15 protein-coding genes are annotated in these 19653 nt (G+C 71.1%); 12 read left to right on the top strand and 3 right to left on the bottom strand.

The genetic code is table 11. From position 1 onward, the window contains the following. Positions 1-307: 307 nt before the first annotated feature. Positions 308-1234, top strand: coding sequence for a proline dehydrogenase family protein (locus ACGFR7_RS18405; RefSeq protein WP_393319866.1), 927 nt, complete (start codon positions 308-310; stop codon positions 1232-1234). Positions 1235-1383: 149 nt separating this feature from the next. Beyond that, on the top strand, positions 1384-3015 hold the full coding sequence (gene pruA, locus ACGFR7_RS18400) for an L-glutamate gamma-semialdehyde dehydrogenase (protein WP_393319864.1): 1632 nt from the start codon (positions 1384-1386) through the stop codon (positions 3013-3015). Between the two features lie 70 nt (positions 3016-3085). On the opposite strand, the gene ACGFR7_RS18395 is transcribed toward pruA, so the two are convergent. After that, a complete protein-coding gene (locus ACGFR7_RS18395) occupies positions 3086-3415 on the bottom strand; it encodes a hypothetical protein (protein WP_393319861.1) in 330 nt (109 codons plus the stop codon). A 243-nt stretch (positions 3416-3658) separates the two neighbouring features. On the opposite strand from ACGFR7_RS18395, the gene ACGFR7_RS18390 reads away from it, so the two are divergent. Continuing rightward, positions 3659-3790 carry a hypothetical protein gene (locus ACGFR7_RS18390; protein ID WP_088800221.1) on the top strand — a complete coding sequence of 44 codons (132 nt, stop codon included), beginning with the start codon at positions 3659-3661 and terminating at the stop codon, positions 3788-3790. A gap of 214 nt (positions 3791-4004) precedes the next feature. Here ACGFR7_RS18390 and ACGFR7_RS18385 read toward each other — a convergent pair whose 3' ends face one another. Beyond that, on the bottom strand, positions 4005-5606 hold the full coding sequence (locus ACGFR7_RS18385; RefSeq protein WP_393319858.1) for a fibronectin type III domain-containing protein: 1602 nt from the start codon (positions 5604-5606) through the stop codon (positions 4005-4007). 129 nt (positions 5607-5735) lie between these two features. Between ACGFR7_RS18385 and ACGFR7_RS18380 the strand changes: the two genes are divergently transcribed. Beyond that, positions 5736-6776: a 3-isopropylmalate dehydrogenase gene (locus tag ACGFR7_RS18380; RefSeq protein ID WP_393319856.1), complete on the top strand. Its 1041-nt coding sequence runs from the start codon at positions 5736-5738 to the stop codon at positions 6774-6776. A gap of 371 nt (positions 6777-7147) precedes the next feature. Further along, entirely contained in the window at positions 7148-8236 is a 1089-nt protein-coding gene (locus ACGFR7_RS18375; protein ID WP_393319854.1) for a branched-chain amino acid aminotransferase, read from the top strand. Between the two features lie 162 nt (positions 8237-8398). Here ACGFR7_RS18375 and ACGFR7_RS18370 read toward each other — a convergent pair whose 3' ends face one another. Continuing rightward, the gene (locus ACGFR7_RS18370; RefSeq protein ID WP_393319851.1) at positions 8399-9880 is read right to left on the bottom strand and encodes a cytosine permease; all 1482 of its coding nucleotides are present in this window, start codon (positions 9878-9880) and stop codon (positions 8399-8401) included. 320 nt (positions 9881-10200) lie between these two features. Between ACGFR7_RS18370 and ureA the strand changes: the two genes are divergently transcribed. The 7 genes from ureA to cimA all read left to right on the top strand — a co-directional run bounded on the left by ureA (position 10201) and on the right by cimA (position 19643). After that, positions 10201-10905, top strand: coding sequence for an urease subunit gamma (gene ureA / locus ACGFR7_RS18365; RefSeq protein WP_393319849.1), 705 nt, complete (start codon positions 10201-10203; stop codon positions 10903-10905). Beyond that, entirely contained in the window at positions 10902-12596 is a 1695-nt protein-coding gene (locus ACGFR7_RS18360) for an urease subunit alpha (protein WP_393319846.1), read from the top strand. The genes ureA and ACGFR7_RS18360 overlap by 4 nt, the downstream gene beginning before the upstream one ends. A gap of 127 nt (positions 12597-12723) precedes the next feature. After that, on the top strand, positions 12724-13764 hold the full coding sequence (locus ACGFR7_RS18355; RefSeq protein ID WP_393319843.1) for an agmatine/peptidylarginine deiminase: 1041 nt from the start codon (positions 12724-12726) through the stop codon (positions 13762-13764). Between the two features lie 35 nt (positions 13765-13799). Continuing rightward, positions 13800-14426, top strand: a complete 627-nt coding sequence (locus ACGFR7_RS18350; RefSeq protein WP_393319840.1) for a TetR/AcrR family transcriptional regulator — start codon at positions 13800-13802, stop codon at positions 14424-14426. A 412-nt stretch (positions 14427-14838) separates the two neighbouring features. Then, the gene (locus tag ACGFR7_RS18345; protein ID WP_393320178.1) at positions 14839-16140 is read left to right on the top strand and encodes an MFS transporter; all 1302 of its coding nucleotides are present in this window, start codon (positions 14839-14841) and stop codon (positions 16138-16140) included. A 155-nt stretch (positions 16141-16295) separates the two neighbouring features. Next, a complete protein-coding gene (locus ACGFR7_RS18340) occupies positions 16296-17705 on the top strand; it encodes a S28 family serine protease (RefSeq protein WP_393319837.1) in 1410 nt (469 codons plus the stop codon). A 285-nt stretch (positions 17706-17990) separates the two neighbouring features. Further along, complete coding sequence (gene cimA, locus ACGFR7_RS18335) at positions 17991-19643, top strand: citramalate synthase (RefSeq protein ID WP_393319836.1); 1653 nt, start codon at positions 17991-17993, stop codon at positions 19641-19643. Positions 19644-19653: the final 10 nt, after the last annotated feature.

The raw sequence follows: 19653 nt of genomic DNA, 5'->3' as shown, positions 1-19653 counted from the left end.
GGCTCCTCTTCTGTCGTCACACCACCGGTCACTTCCGGTCTCTTGCCGTCACACCAGCGGTCTCCTGCCACCGCACCACTGGCAACACCAGTACCTCGAACACCTCTCGCATCGACGGCACCCCTGACCCGGTCGTCACTCCTTCATTCTCATACATCTGTCTGAGATCCCGACCACGAAGGCGTGACAGCTGTCGATGGCCGGGAAGTGGCGAGATCCTTAAGTTTCAGGTGGCTCAATCTTGCCGACGCGTTCCGTCCCGTCCGGCGTCCGCCGGTACTTGTCACCCTGATTCGTGGAGGTGCCCATGCTGGGTCCCGTGCTCCTCGCCGCAGCGCGCAGCAACAGCATCCGCCGCATCGTTGCGGCCGCCCCGGTCACCCGCCCCGTGGTGGACCGGTTCGTCGCCGGCGAGCGCCTGGACGAGTCCATGGCGGCCGTGCGGTCGCTGGCCGCGCGTGGCCTGGAGGTCACCCTCGACCACCTGGGCGAGGACATCACCGACCCGGCCGAGGCGCTGCGCAATCGCGACGCCTACCTGAACCTGGCCGCGGCCCTCAAGGAGCAGGGACTCGGGGTCAAGGCCGAGATGTCGGTCAAGCTGTCCGCTTTCGGGCAGGCACTGGCCGGCGGCCATGAGCTGGCGCTGAAGAACGTCACTCCGGTGGTCGAAGCCGCCGCCGAGGCCGGCACGACCGTGACCCTCGACATGGAGGACCACACCACCGTCGACTCCACCCTCGCGATCCTCGCCGACCTGCGGGAACGCTTTCCCCAGACGGGCGCGGTGCTGCAGTCCTACCTCTTCCGTACCGAGGACGACTGCCATGCGCTCGCCGGGGAAGGCTCCCGGGTACGGCTGGTCAAGGGCGCGTACAAAGAGCCCGCGACCGTCGCCTTCCAGGACAAGCGGGAGGTCGACAAGGCGTATGTGCGCTGCCTGAAGATCCTGATGGCCGGGGAGGGCTACCCCATGATCGGGTCGCACGACCCGCGGATGGTGGCCATCGGCCAGGAGCTGGCTCACCGCAACGGGCGCAAGCCGGCCGACTACGAATTCCAGATGCTGTACGGCATCCGCGAGGGCGAGCAGCAGCGCCTGGTCGCCGACGGACACCGTATGCGGGTGTACATCCCCTATGGCACCGACTGGTACGGATACTTCATGCGCCGGCTCGCCGAGCGCCCCGCGAACCTCGCGTTCTTCCTGAGGTCGCTGGCAACCCGCGGCTGAGCGCCCCGCGAGGGCGGGCGCGGGTGGATGCTGGAAGCCCGGGGTGCCTCCCGGACGGCGCCGCCCGCAGCCGCCCACCCGACGCGGCCGCGGCCGCACCACCGACGTACGAACAACCGACGAGCGAAATCGAAGGAGACACGGCCGCTATGGACGCTGTGACCCAGGTCCCCGTGCCGGTGAACGAGCCGGTCCACACCTACGCCCCCGGCAGCCCGGAGCGTTCCCGTCTGGAGGCCAAGCTCAAGGAGCTGGCCGGCAACCCGATCGAGCTGCCGATGACCATCGGCGGCGAGCGCCGGATGGGCGGCGGCGAGCGTTTCGACGTCGTGCAGCCGCACAACCACGCTTCCCGGCTCGGTACGTACGCCAACGCCACCGTCAAGGACGGCCAGGACGCGGTGGACGCCGCGCTGGCCGCCGCCCCGGCGTGGCGCGCGCTGTCCTTCGACGACCGCGCCGCGATCATCCTCAAGGCCGCCGACCTGCTCTCCGGCCCCTGGCGCGAGACGATGGCCGCCGCGACCATGCTCGGCCAGTCCAAGACCGCCCAGCAGGCCGAGATCGACACCCCCTGTGAGCTCATCGACTTCTGGCGCTTCAACGTGCACTTCGCGCGCCAGATCCTCGCCGAGCAGCCCCCGGCGAACTCCCCGGGCGTCTGGAACCGCTCGGACCACCGCCCCCTCGAGGGCTTCGTCTACGCGATCACGCCCTTCAACTTCACCGCGATCGCCGGCAACCTCCCGACCGCGCCCGCCCTCATGGGCAACACCGTGGTCTGGAAGCCGTCCCCGACGCAGACCTACGCCGCCGTGCTGCTGATGCAGCTGCTGGAGGAGGCCGGGCTGCCCAAGGGCGTCATCAACCTCGTCACCGGTGACGGCAAGGACGTCTCCGAGGTGGCGCTGACCCACCCCGACCTGGCGGGCATCCACTTCACCGGTTCGACCAAGACCTTCCAGTACCTGTGGAAGACGGTCGGCAACAACATCGAGAACTACAAGACCTACCCGCGGCTCGTCGGCGAGACCGGCGGCAAGGACTTCATCGTCGCCCACCCCTCGGCCGACCGCGCCGTGCTGAAGACCGCCATGACCCGTGGCGCCTTCGAGTTCCAGGGCCAGAAGTGCTCCGCGGCCTCCCGCGCGTACGTCCCGGCGTCGCTGTGGAACAGCGGCCTCAAGGAAGAGTTCGCCGCCGAGGTCGACTCCCTCTCCATGGGCGATGTCGCGGACCTGTCGAACTTCATGTCCGCCGTCATCGACGAGCGCTCGTTCGCCAAGAACAAGGCGGCGATCGACCGCGCCAAGGCCGACCCGACCGTCGAGGTCGTGGCCGGCGGCACTTACGACGACAGCGAGGGCTACTTCGTCCGCCCGACGGTCCTGGTCTCCACCGACCCGGAGAACGAGATCTTCAAGGACGAGTACTTCGGCCCGATCCTCGGCGTCTACGTCTACGACGACGCCGACTACGACGCGATGCTCACCCAGATGGAGTCCGCCTCGGCGTACGGCCTGACCGGTTGCGTCATCGCCCAGGACCGTGCCGAGGCCGCCCGCACCTGCGAGCTGCTGCGCTTCGCGGCCGGCAATTTCTACATCAACGACAAGCCGACCGGCGCCGTCGTCGGCCAGCAGCCCTTCGGCGGCGGCCGCGCGTCCGGCACCAACGACAAGGCCGGCGCCAAGCAGAACCTGATGCGCTGGACCTCCACCCGCTCCATCAAGGAGACCCTGGTCCCGCCGACGGACTACCGCTACCCGCACATGGGCTGACCCTCGGGCGGCACGCACGCCGACGGCCCGGCACCCCTCTCTCCGGGGGCGCCGGGCCGTCGGCCTGTTCTCAGGTGCTGCGCGGCGGGCCGGTGAGGGCCTCACCGATGGTGAAGCCCTTGGCGGGGCCGTCGGGGAGGGTGACTTCGGTGCCGTACGCGACACAGTGCGCGTCGCTGTCGACCCCGTCGTCGGGGCGGGGCGAGGTGAGCACGCTGACGGTGCCGCGGTCATCGAAGTCGTCGATGAGGACGCAGACCGGGATGCCGGCGCGGGCGTAGGCGCGGCGCTTGCGTTCCCGGTCGCGCTCAGTGTGGGCGGGCTCGGCGTCGTGGCACAAGCGACACCGCCAAGACAGGAAGCCGGCCACGCCCTCGACCTGCGGATGTTCATAGATCACTCGTTCGAGTACCCGCCCGCCGTCTCAGATAGTAGGAAGCCCAAGTAATTGTGCAGACATCACGGCTGAGCTGTCCTAGCGTTGTAGGAAGCCGAACGTAACGCTCCATCGAGCGATTGCGGATGTGGCCCGGTGCGCAAGCGCAGGTGACCCCTGCCGCGCCGAGGCCCCCGCCCCTTCCGGCCGCTTCTGGATCTACGCATCCCATTTGTTCTCGGGGCTCTGGCATAGGAGACGTGAATCATGGCTGAGACTGCCGTCCGCAGGACCCGTCACTCCGCCCGTACGACCAGCGACGCCGACCGCAGGAACGCCGCGGCAGCTCTCCAGCGCGCCCTCGACCGCCGTGACAACGGCGGCTCCACCGGGCACTGAGATGATGCGCGCGCGACCCGGGTCGGTGCTGTCGCGGCCGGCGTCGGTGCCCTGCCGTTGCTGCTGGCGGATCCGGCTGTCCGTGGCCCGGTGGCTCTTCCTCTCCTGAGCACCGCTGAGTATCAGGGGCGTTCGGATCCCGGATCCCCCTGAGCGTGCCGAACGTGCGGGGCGCCCGGATCCCGGGCGCCCCTGCGGGTGATCGTTCCCTGTCTCACTGCGCGGGGGGGCGGGTCACCTCGAAGTGGTCGATGCGTTCGCCGGACTCGGCGAGGGCGGTGACCTTCATCCGCGGACGGTGGCCGGGCGAGACCTCCACGGCGATGAAGGAGTAGCCGGTGTAGCGGACCCGGGACCATTCCGCGGTGTCCTTGTTCTTCTCCTGGCCCTTGGCCCAGTGGTAGGTGTCGATGTGGTCGACGTCCTTCACGTGGCCCTCGTAGCTGTCGGGCGCGGGGAAGTCGTACAGCGCCCGGCCCGCGCCGCCGGCGGTGACGTACACGATGCCCTCGCGCGTGGTGTCGACGCTCTCACCGATCGGCATCTTCTTGCTGACCCGGCCGCCCTTGAGGGCATCGGTCCGCTCGTAGACGTGGTTGTGCCCGTTGATGACCAGGTCCACCTGGTGCTTCTCGAACAGCGGCAGCCAGGCGTCGCGCACCCCACCGTCGGAGGCGTGCGAGTTGGTGGTGGAGAAGGCGCAGTGGTGGAAGAAGACCACGAGGAAGTCGATGCCGTCGGTGGCGCGCAGCTCCGCCAGCCTGCGGTCCAGCCAACGGGTCTGCCTGCCGTTGGTGTAGCCCTGGTTGGCGGGGATCTCGTACGAGACGTCGTTGGCGTCCAGGGCGACGACCGCGGTGTTGCCGTAGGTGAACGAGTAGACGCCGGGGGCGTTCTTGGCGTCCGGGCCGTTCCCCGGGAGTGTCCAGCGGGCGTTCTGGCCGCCGTAACCATGGGGGGAGTACCAGGCCTCCATGTCGTGGTTGCCGGTGGTCACCATCCACGGCACGGACTTGGCCACCGACTCGGTCTGCGCGAGGAACTGGTCCCAGACCCGGGCGTCGTAGGCGTCGTGCTCGGAGCCGTCGCCGTCGGTGTCCGCGTAGCAGATGTCGCCCGCGTGCAGGTGGAAGGAGGGGTTCTGACCCAGGATCAACTGGTCGTTGGCGAGGGCGTGGTAGCTCACGCCCTGGTCGCCGAAGGCCGTGAAGACGAACGTCCCGGGGCGGGCCGGGGCGGTGCGGAAGGTGCCGAGGGCGGAGAAGTGGCGGGGGTCGGCCGGGTCGAAGCCGTCGTGGCCCACGCCGTAGTAGTACGTCGTTCCCGGGCGCAGCCCGTCCAGGGCGGCGTGCAGGTAGTACTGCTGCACGGCCGGCAGCTTGGCCGACAGCGACGGGGTGTGCAGATCGCGCACCTCGGCGTCGATCTTGCGCCCGAGGTCCCAGGGTTTGAGACCCACCCGCAGATACGGCCGCCGCACGGCGAGCGGCACCTGCCAGCTCACCCGCATCTGGCTCTTGGGGTCGGCGCCGAAGGCCAGGTGGCGGCCGAACGGGGCGACCAGCGCACCGTCGACGCGGGCGGCGGACGACGCGGCGAGCAGGGTGGGGGAGGCCTGGGCCGAACCGGCCAGCAGGCCGGAGCCGGCCACCACTCCCGCGGTCGCGGCCGAGGTGCGCAGCAGACCGCGGCGGCTCAGCTTCGTGCGGAGGTAGTCGTGCTGCTCGGGCATGCTCATCCGGGCCGCAAGCCGCTCCGGTATGCCGACGCGCGGGGTGTGCGAGGGCGGGTGGGTCCCCCGGGTGTTTCCAGTCATGCCGCCGAATGTCGCAGGGACACCCGACCGCGACGGGGACAGCGGGTGAACGGCGGTTGACCGACTACCCACGTGTCCGTATGGCGGACGTTACGTGTCAATCAATGGGACGGAGAGTAGGGTCCCCCCATGTCTCGCAGCATTCGCCTCGCAGTGATCCCCGGTGACGGTATCGGCCAGGAAGTCGTGGCCCAGGGCCTGAAGGTCCTGACCGCGGTCCTCCCGCAGGACGTCAAGCTGGAAACCAAGGAGTACGACCTCGGTGCCCGGCGATGGCATGCGACCGGTGAGACCCTTCCCGACGAGGAGATGGAGTCGCTGAAGCAGCACGACGCGATCCTGCTCGGCGCGATCGGAGACCCGTCCGTACCCTCCGGTGTGCTGGAGCGCGGGCTGCTGCTCAAGCTCCGCTTCGCCTTCGACCACTTCGTGAACCTGCGCCCGTCGAAGCTCTTCCCGAACACCGCCACGCCGCTCGCCGGCCGCCCCGACATCGACTTCGTGGTCGTCCGCGAGGGCACCGAGGGCCCGTACACCGGCAACGGCGGCAGCCTGCGCACCGGCACCCCCGCCGAGGTCGCCACCGAGGTCAGCCTCAACACCGCCTATGGCGTCGAGCGCGTGGTCCGCGACGCGTACGAGCGGGCCAACGCCCGCCCGCGCAAGAAGCTGACGCTGGTGCACAAGAACAATGTCCTGGTGTACGCGGGCCACATGTGGAAGAACATCTTCGACAAGGTCGGCCAGGAGTACCCCGAGGTCACCACCGACTACCTGCACGTCGACGCCGCGACGATCTTCTTCGTCACCCAGCCCGAGCGGTTCGACGTGATCGTCACCGACAACCTCTTCGGCGACATCCTCACCGACCTCGCGGCGGCCGTCACCGGCGGTATCGGCCTGGCCGCCTCCGGGAACATCAACCCGACGGGCGAGTTCCCCTCGATGTTCGAGCCGGTCCACGGCTCCGCACCGGACATCGCGGGCACCGGCAAGGCCGACCCCACGGCGACGATCCTCTCCGTGGCGCTGCTCCTGCGCCACCTCGGTTTCGCGCCGCAGGCCGCCCGCATCGAGGAGGCCGTGGCGGCCGACCTGGAGGCCAGGGACGGCTCGGCGCGCAGCACGGACGAGATCGGCGACGCGCTCGCCGTACGCGTAGCCGGCTGAGGCCCGCAGCGCAGACACGCACCACGAACAGCGCCGGGCCCCACCAGGCCCGGCGCTGTTCGCGTGGGTCCGCTCTGGGCTTACGGCCCCGTGGGGTGCGACCATCGGAGCCGGAACACGCCCTCGGTTCCGGCGGCGGAGACCCACGGGCGATAATCGGACGTGGCATCGCCGCCCGCGAGGAAACTCGGACGTCCCAGTAACGACCGGTACGTTCAGGATTTCGAGCGTGGTCGCCACACCGCACCGGTGCCGCATGGTGGGGGCCGACCCCCTGACCCCCGGCCGGAAAGCCGGGCCGGTGACGCTCCCCCAGTGAACGCTGGGAGGTACCCCCAGGTATCGGAACACGCAGTGAAGGACACGCATCCATGACGACGCCCACCATCGAGCTCAAGCCCTCCGCGCATCCGCTCTCCGACACGGAGCGGGCGCAGATCCTCGCCGCCCCCGGCTTCGGCCGCCACTTCACCGATCACATGGTGACGATCAAGTGGACGGAGGGCCGCGGCTGGCACGACGGCCAGCTCGTGCCGTACGGGCCGCTCTCCCTCGACCCGGCGACCAACGTCCTGCACTACGCGCAGGAGATCTTCGAGGGCCTGAAGGCCTACCGGCAGCCCGACGGCTCCGTCGCCACGTTCCGCCCCGACGCCAACGCCCGGCGCTTCCAGGCCTCCGCGCGCCGGCTGGCCATGCCGGAGCTGCCCGTCGAGACCTTCATCGAGGCCTGTGACCTGCTCGTCCAGCAGGACAAGAACTGGGTGCCGGCGCACGGCGGCGAGGAGTCGCTCTACCTGCGCCCCTTCATGATCGCCACCGAGGTCGGGCTGGGCGTGAAGCCCGCCAACGAGTACCTTTTCGTGGTCATCGCCTCGCCCGCCGGCGCGTACTTCGCCGGTGGCGTCAAGCCCGTCTCCATCTGGCTGTCCGAGGACCGGGTGCGCGCCGTCCCCGGCGGTATGGGCGACGCCAAGACCGGCGGCAACTACGCCGCGTCGCTGCTCGCCCAGGCCGAGGCCGCCGCGCACGGCTGTGACCAGGTCGCCTACCTCGACGCCGTGGAGCACAAGTGGGTCGAGGAGCTGGGCGGCATGAACCTGTACTTCGTGTACGGCGACAAGATCGTCACGCCCACGCTGACCGGCTCCCTTCTCGCCGGTGTCACCCGTGACTCCCTGCTGTCCGTCGCCCGCGACCTGGGCTACGCGTCGGAGGAGGCCCGGGTCTCCATCGACCAGTGGAAGACCGACACGGAGAACGGCACCCTCACCGAGGTCTTCGCCTGCGGTACGGCCGCTGTGATCACTCCCGTCGGCACGGTCAAGAGCGCGGGCGGCGAGTGGGTCCAGTCCGGTGGTGAGCCCGGCAAGGTCACGCTGAAGCTGCGGGACGCGCTCCTCGACGTCCAGCGCGGTATCGGCGAGGACAAGCACGGCTGGATGCACCCGCTGGGCTGATCCGGGCTTCCCGGGACAGGGCCTGAACTCTCGCCGCACCCGGCCGGGCCGCTCCCGCACCGGACCGAGGGCTTCGTGCACCCGGCCGGGGCCGCCCCCGCACACGACCGAGGCCGCCGCCGACCTTGCGCCGGGGGCGGCCCAGGCCCTGCCCCGGGCGGCTCAGCCGGCCTCCGCTGGGGCCTCTGCCGGGGCCTGGGCGAGGGCTTTCGCCGTGGCGGAGGCCGGGGGAGCGGGCGGCACGGCTAGCGGCGGCGCGACCGGGCGCGGGTCCCGGGCGGTGAGGGCCAGGTAGGCGAGGCCGCTCACGGCCGCCGCGAGCAGGAAGCTGAGGTCGATGCCACCGGTCAGCGGGAGCAGCGGCCCCTGGAAGAACGGCGTGTCCACGCCCGTCAGGCCGACCGCCGAGCCCAGTGCCCAGGCGACGGCGGCCCGGACGTGCCAGCCCGCCCGGTACCAGTACACGCCGCCGCGGGTGCCGCGGTTGTAGACCTGCAGGGACTCCGGGTCGTACGTGCCGCGGCAGCGGGCGAAGCCGATCACGGTGATCACCGCCCAGGGTGTGCCGACGGCCGTCATCAGCAGGACGAACGAGGTCATCGCGTCCTGCGCGGCCCACAGGAAGTGACCGGCGTAGACCAGCGCGGTCGAGAGGCCCGCGACGACGTAAGTGGCCTGGGTACGGGTGGCGCGCGGCAGGATCGCGTCCAGGTCGAGGCCCATGCTGTAGAGCATCAGACCGGCGTTGCCGACCGAGCCGGCCGAGGCGTTGAGCAGCAGCAGCGCCAGATACCAGAACGGTGCGCCGGCCACCAGCGGGCCCGCGTAGTCCTTTCCCGCGCCGACGGCGAGCGCGGTGAACGTACCGAAGAGCTGCGGCACCAGGAGGCCGATCAGCAGGCCCAGACAGGTGGCGCCGAAGACCTTCGTGGAGCTGTGCCGGTGCGGGGAGATGTAGCGGCTGTAGTCGCCGAGCAGGGTGATGAACGCGATCGGGCCGCTGAGCCCCGCGGAGACGGCGGCCAGTAGCCAGGTCTGCCAGAAGCCGCCGAGCAGATAGCTGCTGCCGTGCGGCGCTGCGGTGGTGAAGGTGCCCGCGTACGCGACGACGCCGACGGCCAGCAGCACGGTCAGACCGATGGCGAGCACCTTGCTCAGCCGCAGCAGCACCCGGTAGCCGTAGACCGCGCCGACCGCGGTGGCGCCCGCCAGCAGGGCGTAGACCAGCGCGTACGTCACCCCGCTCGACGGCAGCCCGGTCAGGCGGTGCAGGGTGCCGACGACCGCGTCCCCGCCCACCCACAGCGTCAGCGCGGTGTAGCCCAGCGACAGCAGCAGGCCGATGACCGAGCCGATGAGCCGGCCGCGCACGCCGAAGTGGGCGCCGCTGCTGGTGGACAGGTTGGTGGCGCTGCGCAGGGACACCAGCGCGAGCGGGGCGGTGAGCAGGGTGCCGGCGGCGGTGCCGGCCGCCAGGGAGCTCACCGAGGGCCAGAAACCGAGCCCGAAGGAGACCGGGAGCCAGCCGAAGATCACCACGCCGAGGGCGAGGTTCGACCCGAGCAGGATCGAGATCAGGTCGCGAGGGCCGCTGGTGCGTTCCTCCTCCGGGACGGTGTCGACTCCGCGTTGTTCTATCGGCATGAGGGCTCCCCTGAGAGGCCGGACAACAGTGGGCGAGCGGGGCGGGGCGTGCGGCGCTCCGGGTGCGTGCCGCGCCGTGCGGTGCTCCGGGTACGCGTCGCGCGGTGCGGTGGGCGGCCGCGTGCCGGTCCCACCGCACGGCGCACCGCCGGGCTGCGCGCCGTGCTCGCGCTGTCGGGATCGTGTGGTGCGGCGCGCTACCTGCCGCCTTTTTAGAGCAGCGCTCAATGTCGCTCATCCCAGTGCCCGCGGTCAATGCTTTCCTCCCGGGCGTTTTCGTGGTTAGAGTGCTGCTCTAATCGATCGGGAGGAGTGGCGGGATGCGGTTGACCCCGACGGAACGCGACCGGCTGCTGCTGTTCGGCGCGGCCGAGCTGGCGCGTACGCGCCGGGCCCGCGGGCTGAAGCTGAATGTGCCCGAGGCGACCGCGTTGATCGCGGACACAGTCTGCGAGGCGGCGCGGGACGGGCGCCGCCTCGCTCAGGCCATCGAGGCGGCGCGCAGTGTGCTCGGCCCCGGCGATGTGCTGCCGGGCGTGGCCGACGTGGTCACCGAGGTGCATGTGGAGGCCGTCTTCGACGACGGATCCCGGCTCGCGGTGGTCAGCGACCCGATCGGCGCCGGTGCGCGGGACGGGGAGCGCCGCCGGGGGCCCGCGCCCGGCGCGGTGCTGCCCGGGCCGGCCGCCCCGGAGCCCGCGCCCGCGGTCGTGCTGACCGTGCGCAACACCGCGACCGTGCCCGTCAGCGTCACCTCGCACTTCCACTTCTTCGAGGCCAACCCGCGGCTGGACTTCGACCGCGGCGCCGCGTACGGCATGCGGCTGTGCGTCCCGGCCGGCTCGTCGGTGCGGTTCGATCCCGGCGGCGCCGAGGAGGTCGGTCTGGTCCCGATCGGCGGCGACCGGATCGCGATCGGCTTCGCCGGTCTGGTGGACGGCCCGCTGGACGCACCGGGCGCGAAGACCGAAGCGCTGCGGCGGGCCGCCGCCTGCGGCTACCTGGGAGCGGAGGAACAGGCATGACCGGCACCATCGACCCTCACGAGTACGCGTCGGTACACGGCCCGCGGGCCGGCGACCGGGTCGTCCTCGGCGACTCGGGCCTGGTCGTCCGGGTCGAGTCCGACGCCCAGAAGCCCGGCGACGAGTTCCTGGCCGGCTTCGGCAAGACCGCCCGGGACGGGCTGCACCTCAAGGCCGCGGCGGTCCGCGAGACCTGCGACGTGGTGATCAGCAATGTGCTGGTCATCGACGCCGTCCAGGGCATCCGCAAGGTGTCCATCGGCATCCGCGAGGGCCGGATCCACGCGATAGGCCGGGCCGGCAACCCCGACACCCTCGACGGCGTCGATGTCGTCGTCGGCACCGGCACCTCGATCGTCTCCGGCGAGGGCATGATCGCCACCGCGGGCGCGGTCGACACCCATGTCCATCTGCTCTCGCCGCGCGTCATGGAAGCCTCGCTGGCCTCCGGCGTGACCACGATCATCGGTCAGGAATTCGGGCCGGTCTGGGGCGTCGGCGTCAACTCCCCCTGGGCGCTGGGGCACGCCTTCCGCGCCTTCGACGCCTGGCCGGTCAACATCGGCTTCCTCGGCCGTGGCTCCTCCTCCGGCGAGGCCCCGCTGGTCGAAGCGCTCGCCGAGGGCGGCGCCTGCGGCTTCAAGGTGCACGAGGACATGGGCGCGCACGCCCGCGCCCTGGACACCGCGCTGCGCGTCGCCGAGGAGCACGACGTCCAGGTCGCGCTGCACAGCGACGGCCTCAACGAATGCCTCACCGTCGAGGACACCCTGCGCGTCCTGGACGGCCGGACCATCCACGCCTTCCACATCGAGGGCTGCGGCGGCGGCCATGTCCCCAACGTCCTCAAGATGGCCGGCGTCCCCAACGTCATCGGCTCCTCCACCAACCCCACCCTTCCCTTCGGGCGGGACGCGGTCGCCGAGCACTACGGCATGATCGTCTCGGTCCACGACCTGAAGACCGATCTGCCGGGCGACGCCGCCATGGCCCGCGACCGCATCCGGGCCGGCACGATGGGCGCCGAGGACGTGCTGCACGACCTCGGGGCGATCGGCATCACCTCCTCCGACGCCCAGGGCATGGGCCGCGCGGGCGAGACCGTACGCCGCACGTTCGCGATGGCGGGCAAGATGAAGGCCGAACTCGGGCCCATGGAAGGCGACGGCCCGCATGACGACAACGCCCGGGTGCTGCGCTACGTCGCCAAGCTCACCATCAACCCCGCCCTCGCGCACGGCCTTTCGCACGAGATCGGGTCGATCGAGGCCGGCAAGATGGCCGACATCGTGCTGTGGAAGCCGCAGTACTTCGGTGCCAAGCCGCAGCTGGTGCTGAAGTCCGGGTTCCCCGCCTACGGCGTCACCGGCGACCCGAACGCCGCCACCGACACCTGCGAACCCCTGGTGCTCGGCCCGCAGTTCGGCGCGCACGGGGCGGCCCCCGCCGAGATCTCCGTCGCCTTCGTCGCGCGCGCCGCGGCCGAAGCGGGCGGTGACGGGATGCCCACCCGCCGCCGCCGGGTCGCCGTCCGCGGCACCCGCGGTATCGGCCCCGGCGACCTCGTCCACAATTCCCGGGTCGGGCAGGTGCAGGTCGACGGGCGCAGCGGCCTGGTCACCCTCGACGGCGACCCGATGCGCTCGGAGCCGGCCGACACCGTCTCGCTCTCGCGCCTGTACTTCCTGTGACGGCACGGCCCGTGACGCCGCCGCGGCCGGCGCGGCGGGCCCCCGTGCCTGCCGGCCGCCTGCCGCCCATCGCCCGCCACCGACAGCCGTGACACCGACCGTCACCGTGAACCGTGAGGACCCCCGCATGAACACCCCTGCCGCCGACGGCTTTTGCATGCCCCCGGAGTGGGCCCGTCACGAGCGCACCTGGATGGCCTGGCCAGGACCCAACTTCACCTTCGGCGAGGAGGGCGGCGAGACCCTGGAGGGCGCCCGCCGCGCCTGGGCCGCGGTCGCCCGCGCCGTGCGCCGTTTCGAGCCGGTCACCGTCGTCGCGGGACCGGGGCAGTCCGAGGGCGCCCGCGCGCTCCTCGGCGACGGCATCGACCTCGTCGAGCGCCCGCTGAACGACGCCTGGATGCGCGACATCGGTCCCACCTTCCTCACCGACGGCAAGGGCCGGCTGGCCGCCACCGACTGGGTGTTCAACGGCTGGGGTGCCCAGGAATGGGCCCGCTGGGACCTCGACCAGAAGATCGCCGAGCAGGTCTGCGGGCTGGCCGGCGCCCGCCGCTATGCCACGCCCCTGGTCAACGAGGGCGGCGGCATCCACGTCGACGGCGAGGGCACCGTCCTGCTCACCGAGACCGTGCAGCTCGACCCGGGCCGCAACCGCGGCCGCAGCCAGGAGGAGGTCGAGGCCGAGATCCACGCGCACCTCGGCAGCACCAAGGCGATCTGGCTGCCGCGCGGCCTGGCTGCCGACTACGGCCGGTTCGGCACCCGCGGCCATGTCGACATCGTCGCGGCCTTCGCCCGCCCCGGCGTCGTCCTCGTACACACCCAGCCCGACCCCGACCACCCCGACCACGCGATCTGCCACGAGATCGCCAAGCTGCTGCGTTCCTCGACCGACGCCAGGGGCCGCCGCCTGGAGGTCGTCGAGGTGCCGGCGCCGACCGTCCTGGAGGAGGACGGCGAGCTGGTCGACTACTCCTACATCAACCACTACCTCTGCAACGAGGGTGTGATCCTCTGCGGCTTCGACGACCCGCGCGACGAGGAGGCGGCCGCGATCTTCCGCCGGCTCTTCCCCGGGCGGACGGTGACCGTGGTGGACGCCCGTACGATCTTCGCAGCGGGTGGCGGCATCCACTGCATCACCCAGCAGCAGCCCGGGGTCTGACCCGCAGACCCCGGCCGGCCGACCCGGAGGTCCCCGTGCCCGGTCCCGTGCGCCGCCCCCGGCGCCGGCTCAGCCAGCCCCGCGAGCAGGTCCTCGCCGCGGCGATGACGACCATCGCCGCGGAGGGCCTGGACCGGCTGACCATGGCCGGTCTGGGCCGCGAGGTCGGCATGAGCAGCGGCCACATCCTCTACTACTTCGGTACGAAGGACGAGCTGCTGCTGCAGACCCTGCAGTGGAGCGAGGAACAGCTCGGCACCGAACGCCGGGCCGCCCTCTCCCGCCGCGTCCCCGCCCGCGAACGGCTGGACGCGCTGGTCGAGCTCTACCTCCCCGAGGGTCACCGCGACCCGCGCTGGACGCTGTGGCTGGAGGTGTGGAACCGCTCCCAGAACGCCGACGACGAGACCCGCGAACGCCAGCTCGACCTCGAACTCGCCTGGCACCGCGACCTGGTGGCCCTCCTCGTCGAGGGCATCTCGAAGGGCGAGTTCCGCCCCGTCGACGCCGAACGCTTCGCGACCCGCACCCGCGCGCTCCTCGACGGCTTCGGCTCCCAGCTCGTCGTCGGCCTCCCGGGCACGGACCGGGAACAAGTGCGCGGCCACGTACGGGAGTTCCTGGACGAAGCGCTGACGCAGGGGGTACCGCACACCCCTTGAAGCCGTGATCTTCGTCCCCTGGTGCCGCCGGATGCGCGCGCGTGACCGAACGCCCCCCGCGCGCGCCCATCTGACGTGCATGCTCCACGTGCATGTCCACACGAGGGGCAAGAGTGATCTCACGGAAGAGGGCTCCGCTCGCGGCCCCGGCCGTCCTCGGAGCCACCGCGCTGCTGGGCCCGGCCGCGCCCGCCCGCCCGTGCCGTGTGCCGTGTACGCAACGCACACAAGTACGCCTGATCGTTGCCCGCCGTGCCCTTGTCAGCCACCGCACCGATCGACGACCGTAACCGCTGGCCGGTCGATCGGCCCGTGAAGCGAGGAGGCTGGCGTGGCACAACGCCCGGGTGAGACGGATACAAGCGGTGACAGGGCCAACTGGCGGAAGATCTGGGTGGGCTCAGCCGGGAACATGGTCGAGTGGTTCGACTGGTTCGTCTACTCCAGCTTCGCGGTGTACTTTGCGGGCTCCTTCTTCCCCGAAGGCAATGTCACCGCACAACTGTTCAACACCATGGCCATCTTCGCCGTCGGCTTCATCATGCGCCCCATCGGCGGCTGGCTGCTGGGCCGGATCGGTGACCGGCGTGGACGGAAAGCCGCACTGACGCTCACCGTCACCCTGATGTCCGCGTCCGCGATTCTCATCGCGATCGCGCCGACCTACGCGGTCGCCGGCTACGGCGGGGTGGCTGTCCTGCTGATTGCCCGGCTCCTTCAGGGGCTGTCCGTCGGCGGCGAGTACGCGGCGAGCGCCACCTATCTCACCGAGGCCTCCGCGGAGGGCAAGCGCGGCTTCGCCTCCAGCTTCCAGTACGTGTCCATGACCGCGGGCCAGCTGATCGGGCTGGCGCTGCAGATCCTCCTGCAGAACACCCTCTCGGACGAGGCACTGCACGGCTGGGGCTGGCGCATCCCGTTCGTCATCGGCGCACTGGGCGCGGCCGTCGTCTTCTATCTGCGACGGAACATGCTGGAGACCGAGGTCTTCCACGAGGCGGGCCAGACGGTCGGCGGCGACACGGGCAAGGAAGCGGCCGGGCGCGGCACCCTCAAGGCGCTGTGGCAGCACAAGCGCGAGGCGTTCCTGGTCATCGCCCTGACCATGGGCGGCACCGTCGCCTACTACACCTACACGACTTACCTGACCAAGTACCTGTCGGGGACCGCGGGGCTGCCCAAGCAGACCGCGACCCTGGTCAGCTTCTGTGCGCTGTTCGTGTTCATGTGCCTCCAGCCGCTCGCCGGGGCGCTCTCGGACCGGATCGGCCGGCGCCCGCTGCTGATCACCTTCGCGGTCGGCGGCACCTTCCTGACCGTGCCGATCATGTCACTGCTCAAGTACGCAGGCAGTTTCTGGCCGGCCCTCGGCCTCGCCCTGCTCGCCCTGGTGATCGTCACCGGCTACACCTCGATCAACGCCTGTGTGAAGGCCGAGCTGTTCCCCACCGGCATCCGGTCACTCGGCGTCGCTCTCCCGTACGCCCTTGCCAACGCGCTCTTCGGCGGCACCGCCGAGCCGCTGGCACTGCGGCTGAAGCAGTCCGGCATCGAGTCGGCTTTTCCCTGGTACGTGGCCGGTTGCGCAGCCGTCTCGCTGGTCGTCTACCTGACCATGCGCGAGACCCGCGGCATCGACCTGAACCGCGTCGGCAAGCAGGGCCAGGGCACGGGAGCCGGCCGGACGCGGGTGGGGGAGCCGGTCGCCGACTGAAGGCGCGTCCGCCCCGGACCGAGGGTGTCCGTCCCGGACCGAGGGTGTCCGTCCTGGACTGAGGGTGTCCGTCCTGACCGGAACCGGCCCTCCCCGCCTGCGGTAGGGCCGGTTCCGGGATAGGCACGCGAGGCGCCCGCTGGTTGGCTGGCGGCATGAAGATCACGAGACAGTTATGCCTGCCGCTGCTGCTCACCGGCCTGCTGGCCTCCGCAGTCGCGGCCCCGTCCACGGCGACGGCCCGGACCGGCGGGGCGCACCCGGCCACCGCGCCGTCCCCCACGGTGCGCACGGCCGTGTCCCGCCCGTCCGCCGACGACCTCCGGGCCCGGATCGCGGCCGTGCCCGGGATGCGGGTGGTCAAGGAGAACCCCGCCCCGGCCGGCTACCGCTCCTTCGCGCTGCTCTACCGCCAGCCCGTCGACCACCGGCACCCCGGCAAGGGCAGCTTCGAGCAGCGGCTGTCGCTGCTCCACCGGTCCACCGACCGGCCGATGGTGCTCTACACCGGCGGCTACGACCTCAATACCGAGGATTCCGCATTCCGTTCCGAGCCGACCAGGATCGTGGACGGCAACCAGATCAGCGTCGAGCAGCGGTACTTCGGCACGTCCCGCCCCCGCATCACCGACTGGTCGGAACTCGACATCTGGCAGGCGGCGAGCGATCACCACCGGCTGGTCCGGGCCCTCAAGACGGTCTACCGCGCCGCCTGGATCTCCACCGGCGGCAGCAAAGGCGGGATGGCCACCGTCTACCACCGGCGTTTCTACCCGCACGATGTGGCCGGCTCCGTCGCGTACTCGGCACCCAACAACACCGACAACCGGGACGACACCGCCGAGGACCGCTTCCTCCGGCAGGTGGGCACGCCCGCTTGCCGGAGCGCGCTCACGGCGGTGCAGCGCGCGATGCTGGGGCCCCGGCGCACGGAGATGGCGGGCCGCCTCGCACGCTGGGCCGCAGACCAGGGCTACACGTTCCACACCATCGGCAGCGCCGACCGCGCCCTGGAACTCACCGTGCTGGAGTTGCCCATGCTCTTCTGGATGCAGAAGGAAGAGGCGGACGACTGCGGCACGATTCCCCTGCCCTCCGCCGCCGGCGACGCGCTGCTCACCTGGTTCGCAGTGAAGACCATGCTCGGGGCCTTCAGCGACCGCTACCTGGCCCTCATGGCCGCGTCCTACTACCAGTTGGGCACCCAGCTCGGCTCTGTGTCGTTCGCCGCTCCGCAGCTCGCCGGATTGCTGCGCCACCCCGGCATCCAGGAGATGCGCACCTATGTGCCGCGCAGCATTCCGCTGCGTTTCCGGCCGGACGCCATGCCCGACATCGACCGCTGGGTGCGGCACCACGGCAGCGAGCTGCTGTTCGTGTACGGCGAGGTGGATCCCGCCCGGGCCGAGCCCTTCCGCACGGGCAAGGGCAGCCGGGACGCGCACGTCTACCTGGCCCCGCGCACCAGCCACGTCGTGAGCATCGAGAAGCTGGCGCCCCGGGACCGTGCACGGGCCACCGCGGCGCTCCGGCGCTGGGCGGCGGTGGACAGCCCGACCGCATAGTGAGACTGCCGCGTGTCCGGTCCGGGCGTGTGGCACACTGCGGACCGTGCTCTCGTTCGCCATGATTATTGGCAGCAGGCGCGCCGGTCCGCAGTGACCGCCCCGTACGAACCGAGTACGGCGCGGCCATCGTCGTCCCAGACCCGCGCGCAGACCTCTCGCACCCGCGAGAGGTTTTTTCGTTTCCGGACCACACCGCACCGGAGGCGGAGCGCGAGGGACCATGGAGGGACGGTGGAACCGGTCATTCCGGTAGACCGAGATCCCGACAGGAGCCAGACCAGCATGACGGATGCACCCGACCCCTCCCCGGCGCATGCCACCCTTCCCGCCGACGCGGTGCCCGACGACTTCCATGTCTTCGACACCACGCTCCGCGACGGTGCGCAGCGCGAGGGCATCAACCTGACCGTCGCCGACAAGCTGACCATCGCCCGGCACCTCGACGACTTCGGCGTGGGCTTCATCGAGGGCGGCTGGCCCGGCGCCAACCCGCGGGACACCGAGTTCTTCGAGCGGGCCCGTGCGGAAATCGACTTCCGGCACGCGCAGCTGGTCGCGTTCGGCGCCACCCGCAAGGCGGGCGTCCGCGTCGAGGACGATCCGCAGGTCGCCGGGCTCCTGGCGTCCCGGGCGCCGGTCATCACGCTGGTCGCCAAGTCCCATGTCGGGCATGTGGAGCTGGCGCTGCGGACCACGCCGCAGGAGAACCTGGCGATGGTCCGGGACACCGTCGCCTACCTGCGCGACCAGGGCCGCCGGGTCTTCCTCGACTGTGAGCACTTCTTCGACGGCTATGCGCTGGACCCGGTCTACGCCAAGGAGGTCGTGCGCACCGCGAGCGAGGCCGGCGCCGATGTCGTGGTGCTCTGCGACACCAACGGCGGCATGCTTCCGGCGCAGGTCACCGCCGTCGTGCGCACCGTCTTCGCGGACACCGGCGCGCGCCTGGGGATCCATGCCCAGGACGACACCGGCTGCGCGGTCGCCAACACCCTGGCCGCGGTGGACGCGGGCGCCACCCACGTCCAGTGCACCGCCAACGGGTACGGCGAGCGGGTCGGCAACTCCAACCTCTTCCCGGTCGTTGCCGCCCTGGAGCTCAAGTACGGGCGCCCGGTGCTGCCCGAGGGCAAGCTCGCCGAGACCACCCGGATCTCGCACGCCATCGCCGAGGTCGTCAACCTCACGCCCTCCACCCACCAGCCCTATGTCGGTGTCTCCGCCTTCGCCCACAAGGCCGGGCTGCACGCCTCCGCGATCAAGGTCGACCCGGACCTCTACCAGCACATCGACCCGGCGCTGGTCGGCAACACCATGCGGATGCTGGTCTCCGACATGGCCGGGCGGGCGTCCATCGAGCTCAAGGGCAAGGAGCTCGGCGTCGACCTCGGCGACGACCGCGAGCTGGTCGGCCGGGTCGTCGAGCGGGTCAAGGAGCGGGAGCTGGCGGGCTACACCTACGAGGCCGCGGATGCCTCCTTCGAGCTGCTGCTGCGCGAGGAGCTGCAGCGGGCGGAGGGGGGCCGGCCGCGCAGCTACTTCACGGTCGAGTCCTGGCGCGCGATCGTCGAGGACCGCCCGGACGGTACGCACGCCAACGAGGCGACCGTGAAGCTGTGGGCCAAGGGCGAGCGGATCGTCACCACGGCCGAGGGCAACGGCCCGGTCAACGCCCTGGACCGGGCGCTGAAGGTGGGCCTGGAGCGGATCTATCCGCAGCTGGCCCATATGGAACTGGTGGACTACAAGGTCCGCATCCTGGAGGGCGCCCTGGGCACCGGCTCGATCACCCGGGTGCTGGTCTCCACCAGCGACGGCCGGGGCGAGTGGTCCACGGTCGGCGTCGCGGAGAACGTCATCGCCGCCTCCTGGCAGGCGCTGGACGACGCGTACGCCTACGGGCTGCTGCGGGCCGGGGTCGAGCCGCAGGAGTGAGCGCCGCGGC

This window comes from Streptomyces sp. NPDC048516 (assembly GCF_043199875.1).
Classification (GTDB): domain Bacteria; phylum Actinomycetota; class Actinomycetes; order Streptomycetales; family Streptomycetaceae; genus Streptomyces.
Note: the sequence above shows the minus strand (reverse complement) of the source record. Positions and strands in the feature narration are given on the sequence as shown.

What these genes read in the sequence shown, in the direction of transcription:
- ACGFR7_RS18375 (WP_393319854.1), top strand. Translation starts at nt 7,148, where the DNA reads ATGACGACGCCCACCATCGAGCTCAAGCCCTCCGCGCATCCGCTCTCC.
- ACGFR7_RS18355 (WP_393319843.1), top strand. Translation starts at nt 12,724, where the DNA reads ATGAACACCCCTGCCGCCGACGGCTTTTGCATGCCCCCGGAGTGGGCC.
- ACGFR7_RS18385 (WP_393319858.1), bottom strand. Translation starts at nt 5,606, where the DNA reads ATGACTGGAAACACCCGGGGGACCCACCCGCCCTCGCACACCCCGCGC.
- ACGFR7_RS18390 (WP_088800221.1), top strand. Translation starts at nt 3,659, where the DNA reads ATGGCTGAGACTGCCGTCCGCAGGACCCGTCACTCCGCCCGTACGACC.
- ACGFR7_RS18370 (WP_393319851.1), bottom strand. Translation starts at nt 9,880, where the DNA reads ATGCCGATAGAACAACGCGGAGTCGACACCGTCCCGGAGGAGGAACGC.
- ACGFR7_RS18380 (WP_393319856.1), top strand. Translation starts at nt 5,736, where the DNA reads ATGTCTCGCAGCATTCGCCTCGCAGTGATCCCCGGTGACGGTATCGGC.
- ACGFR7_RS18345 (WP_393320178.1), top strand. Translation starts at nt 14,839, where the DNA reads ATGGTCGAGTGGTTCGACTGGTTCGTCTACTCCAGCTTCGCGGTGTAC.
- ACGFR7_RS18405 (WP_393319866.1), top strand. Translation starts at nt 308, where the DNA reads ATGCTGGGTCCCGTGCTCCTCGCCGCAGCGCGCAGCAACAGCATCCGC.
- pruA (WP_393319864.1), top strand. Translation starts at nt 1,384, where the DNA reads ATGGACGCTGTGACCCAGGTCCCCGTGCCGGTGAACGAGCCGGTCCAC.
- cimA (WP_393319836.1), top strand. Translation starts at nt 17,991, where the DNA reads ATGACGGATGCACCCGACCCCTCCCCGGCGCATGCCACCCTTCCCGCC.
- ACGFR7_RS18340 (WP_393319837.1), top strand. Translation starts at nt 16,296, where the DNA reads ATGAAGATCACGAGACAGTTATGCCTGCCGCTGCTGCTCACCGGCCTG.
- ureA (WP_393319849.1), top strand. Translation starts at nt 10,201, where the DNA reads ATGCGGTTGACCCCGACGGAACGCGACCGGCTGCTGCTGTTCGGCGCG.
- ACGFR7_RS18360 (WP_393319846.1), top strand. Translation starts at nt 10,902, where the DNA reads ATGACCGGCACCATCGACCCTCACGAGTACGCGTCGGTACACGGCCCG.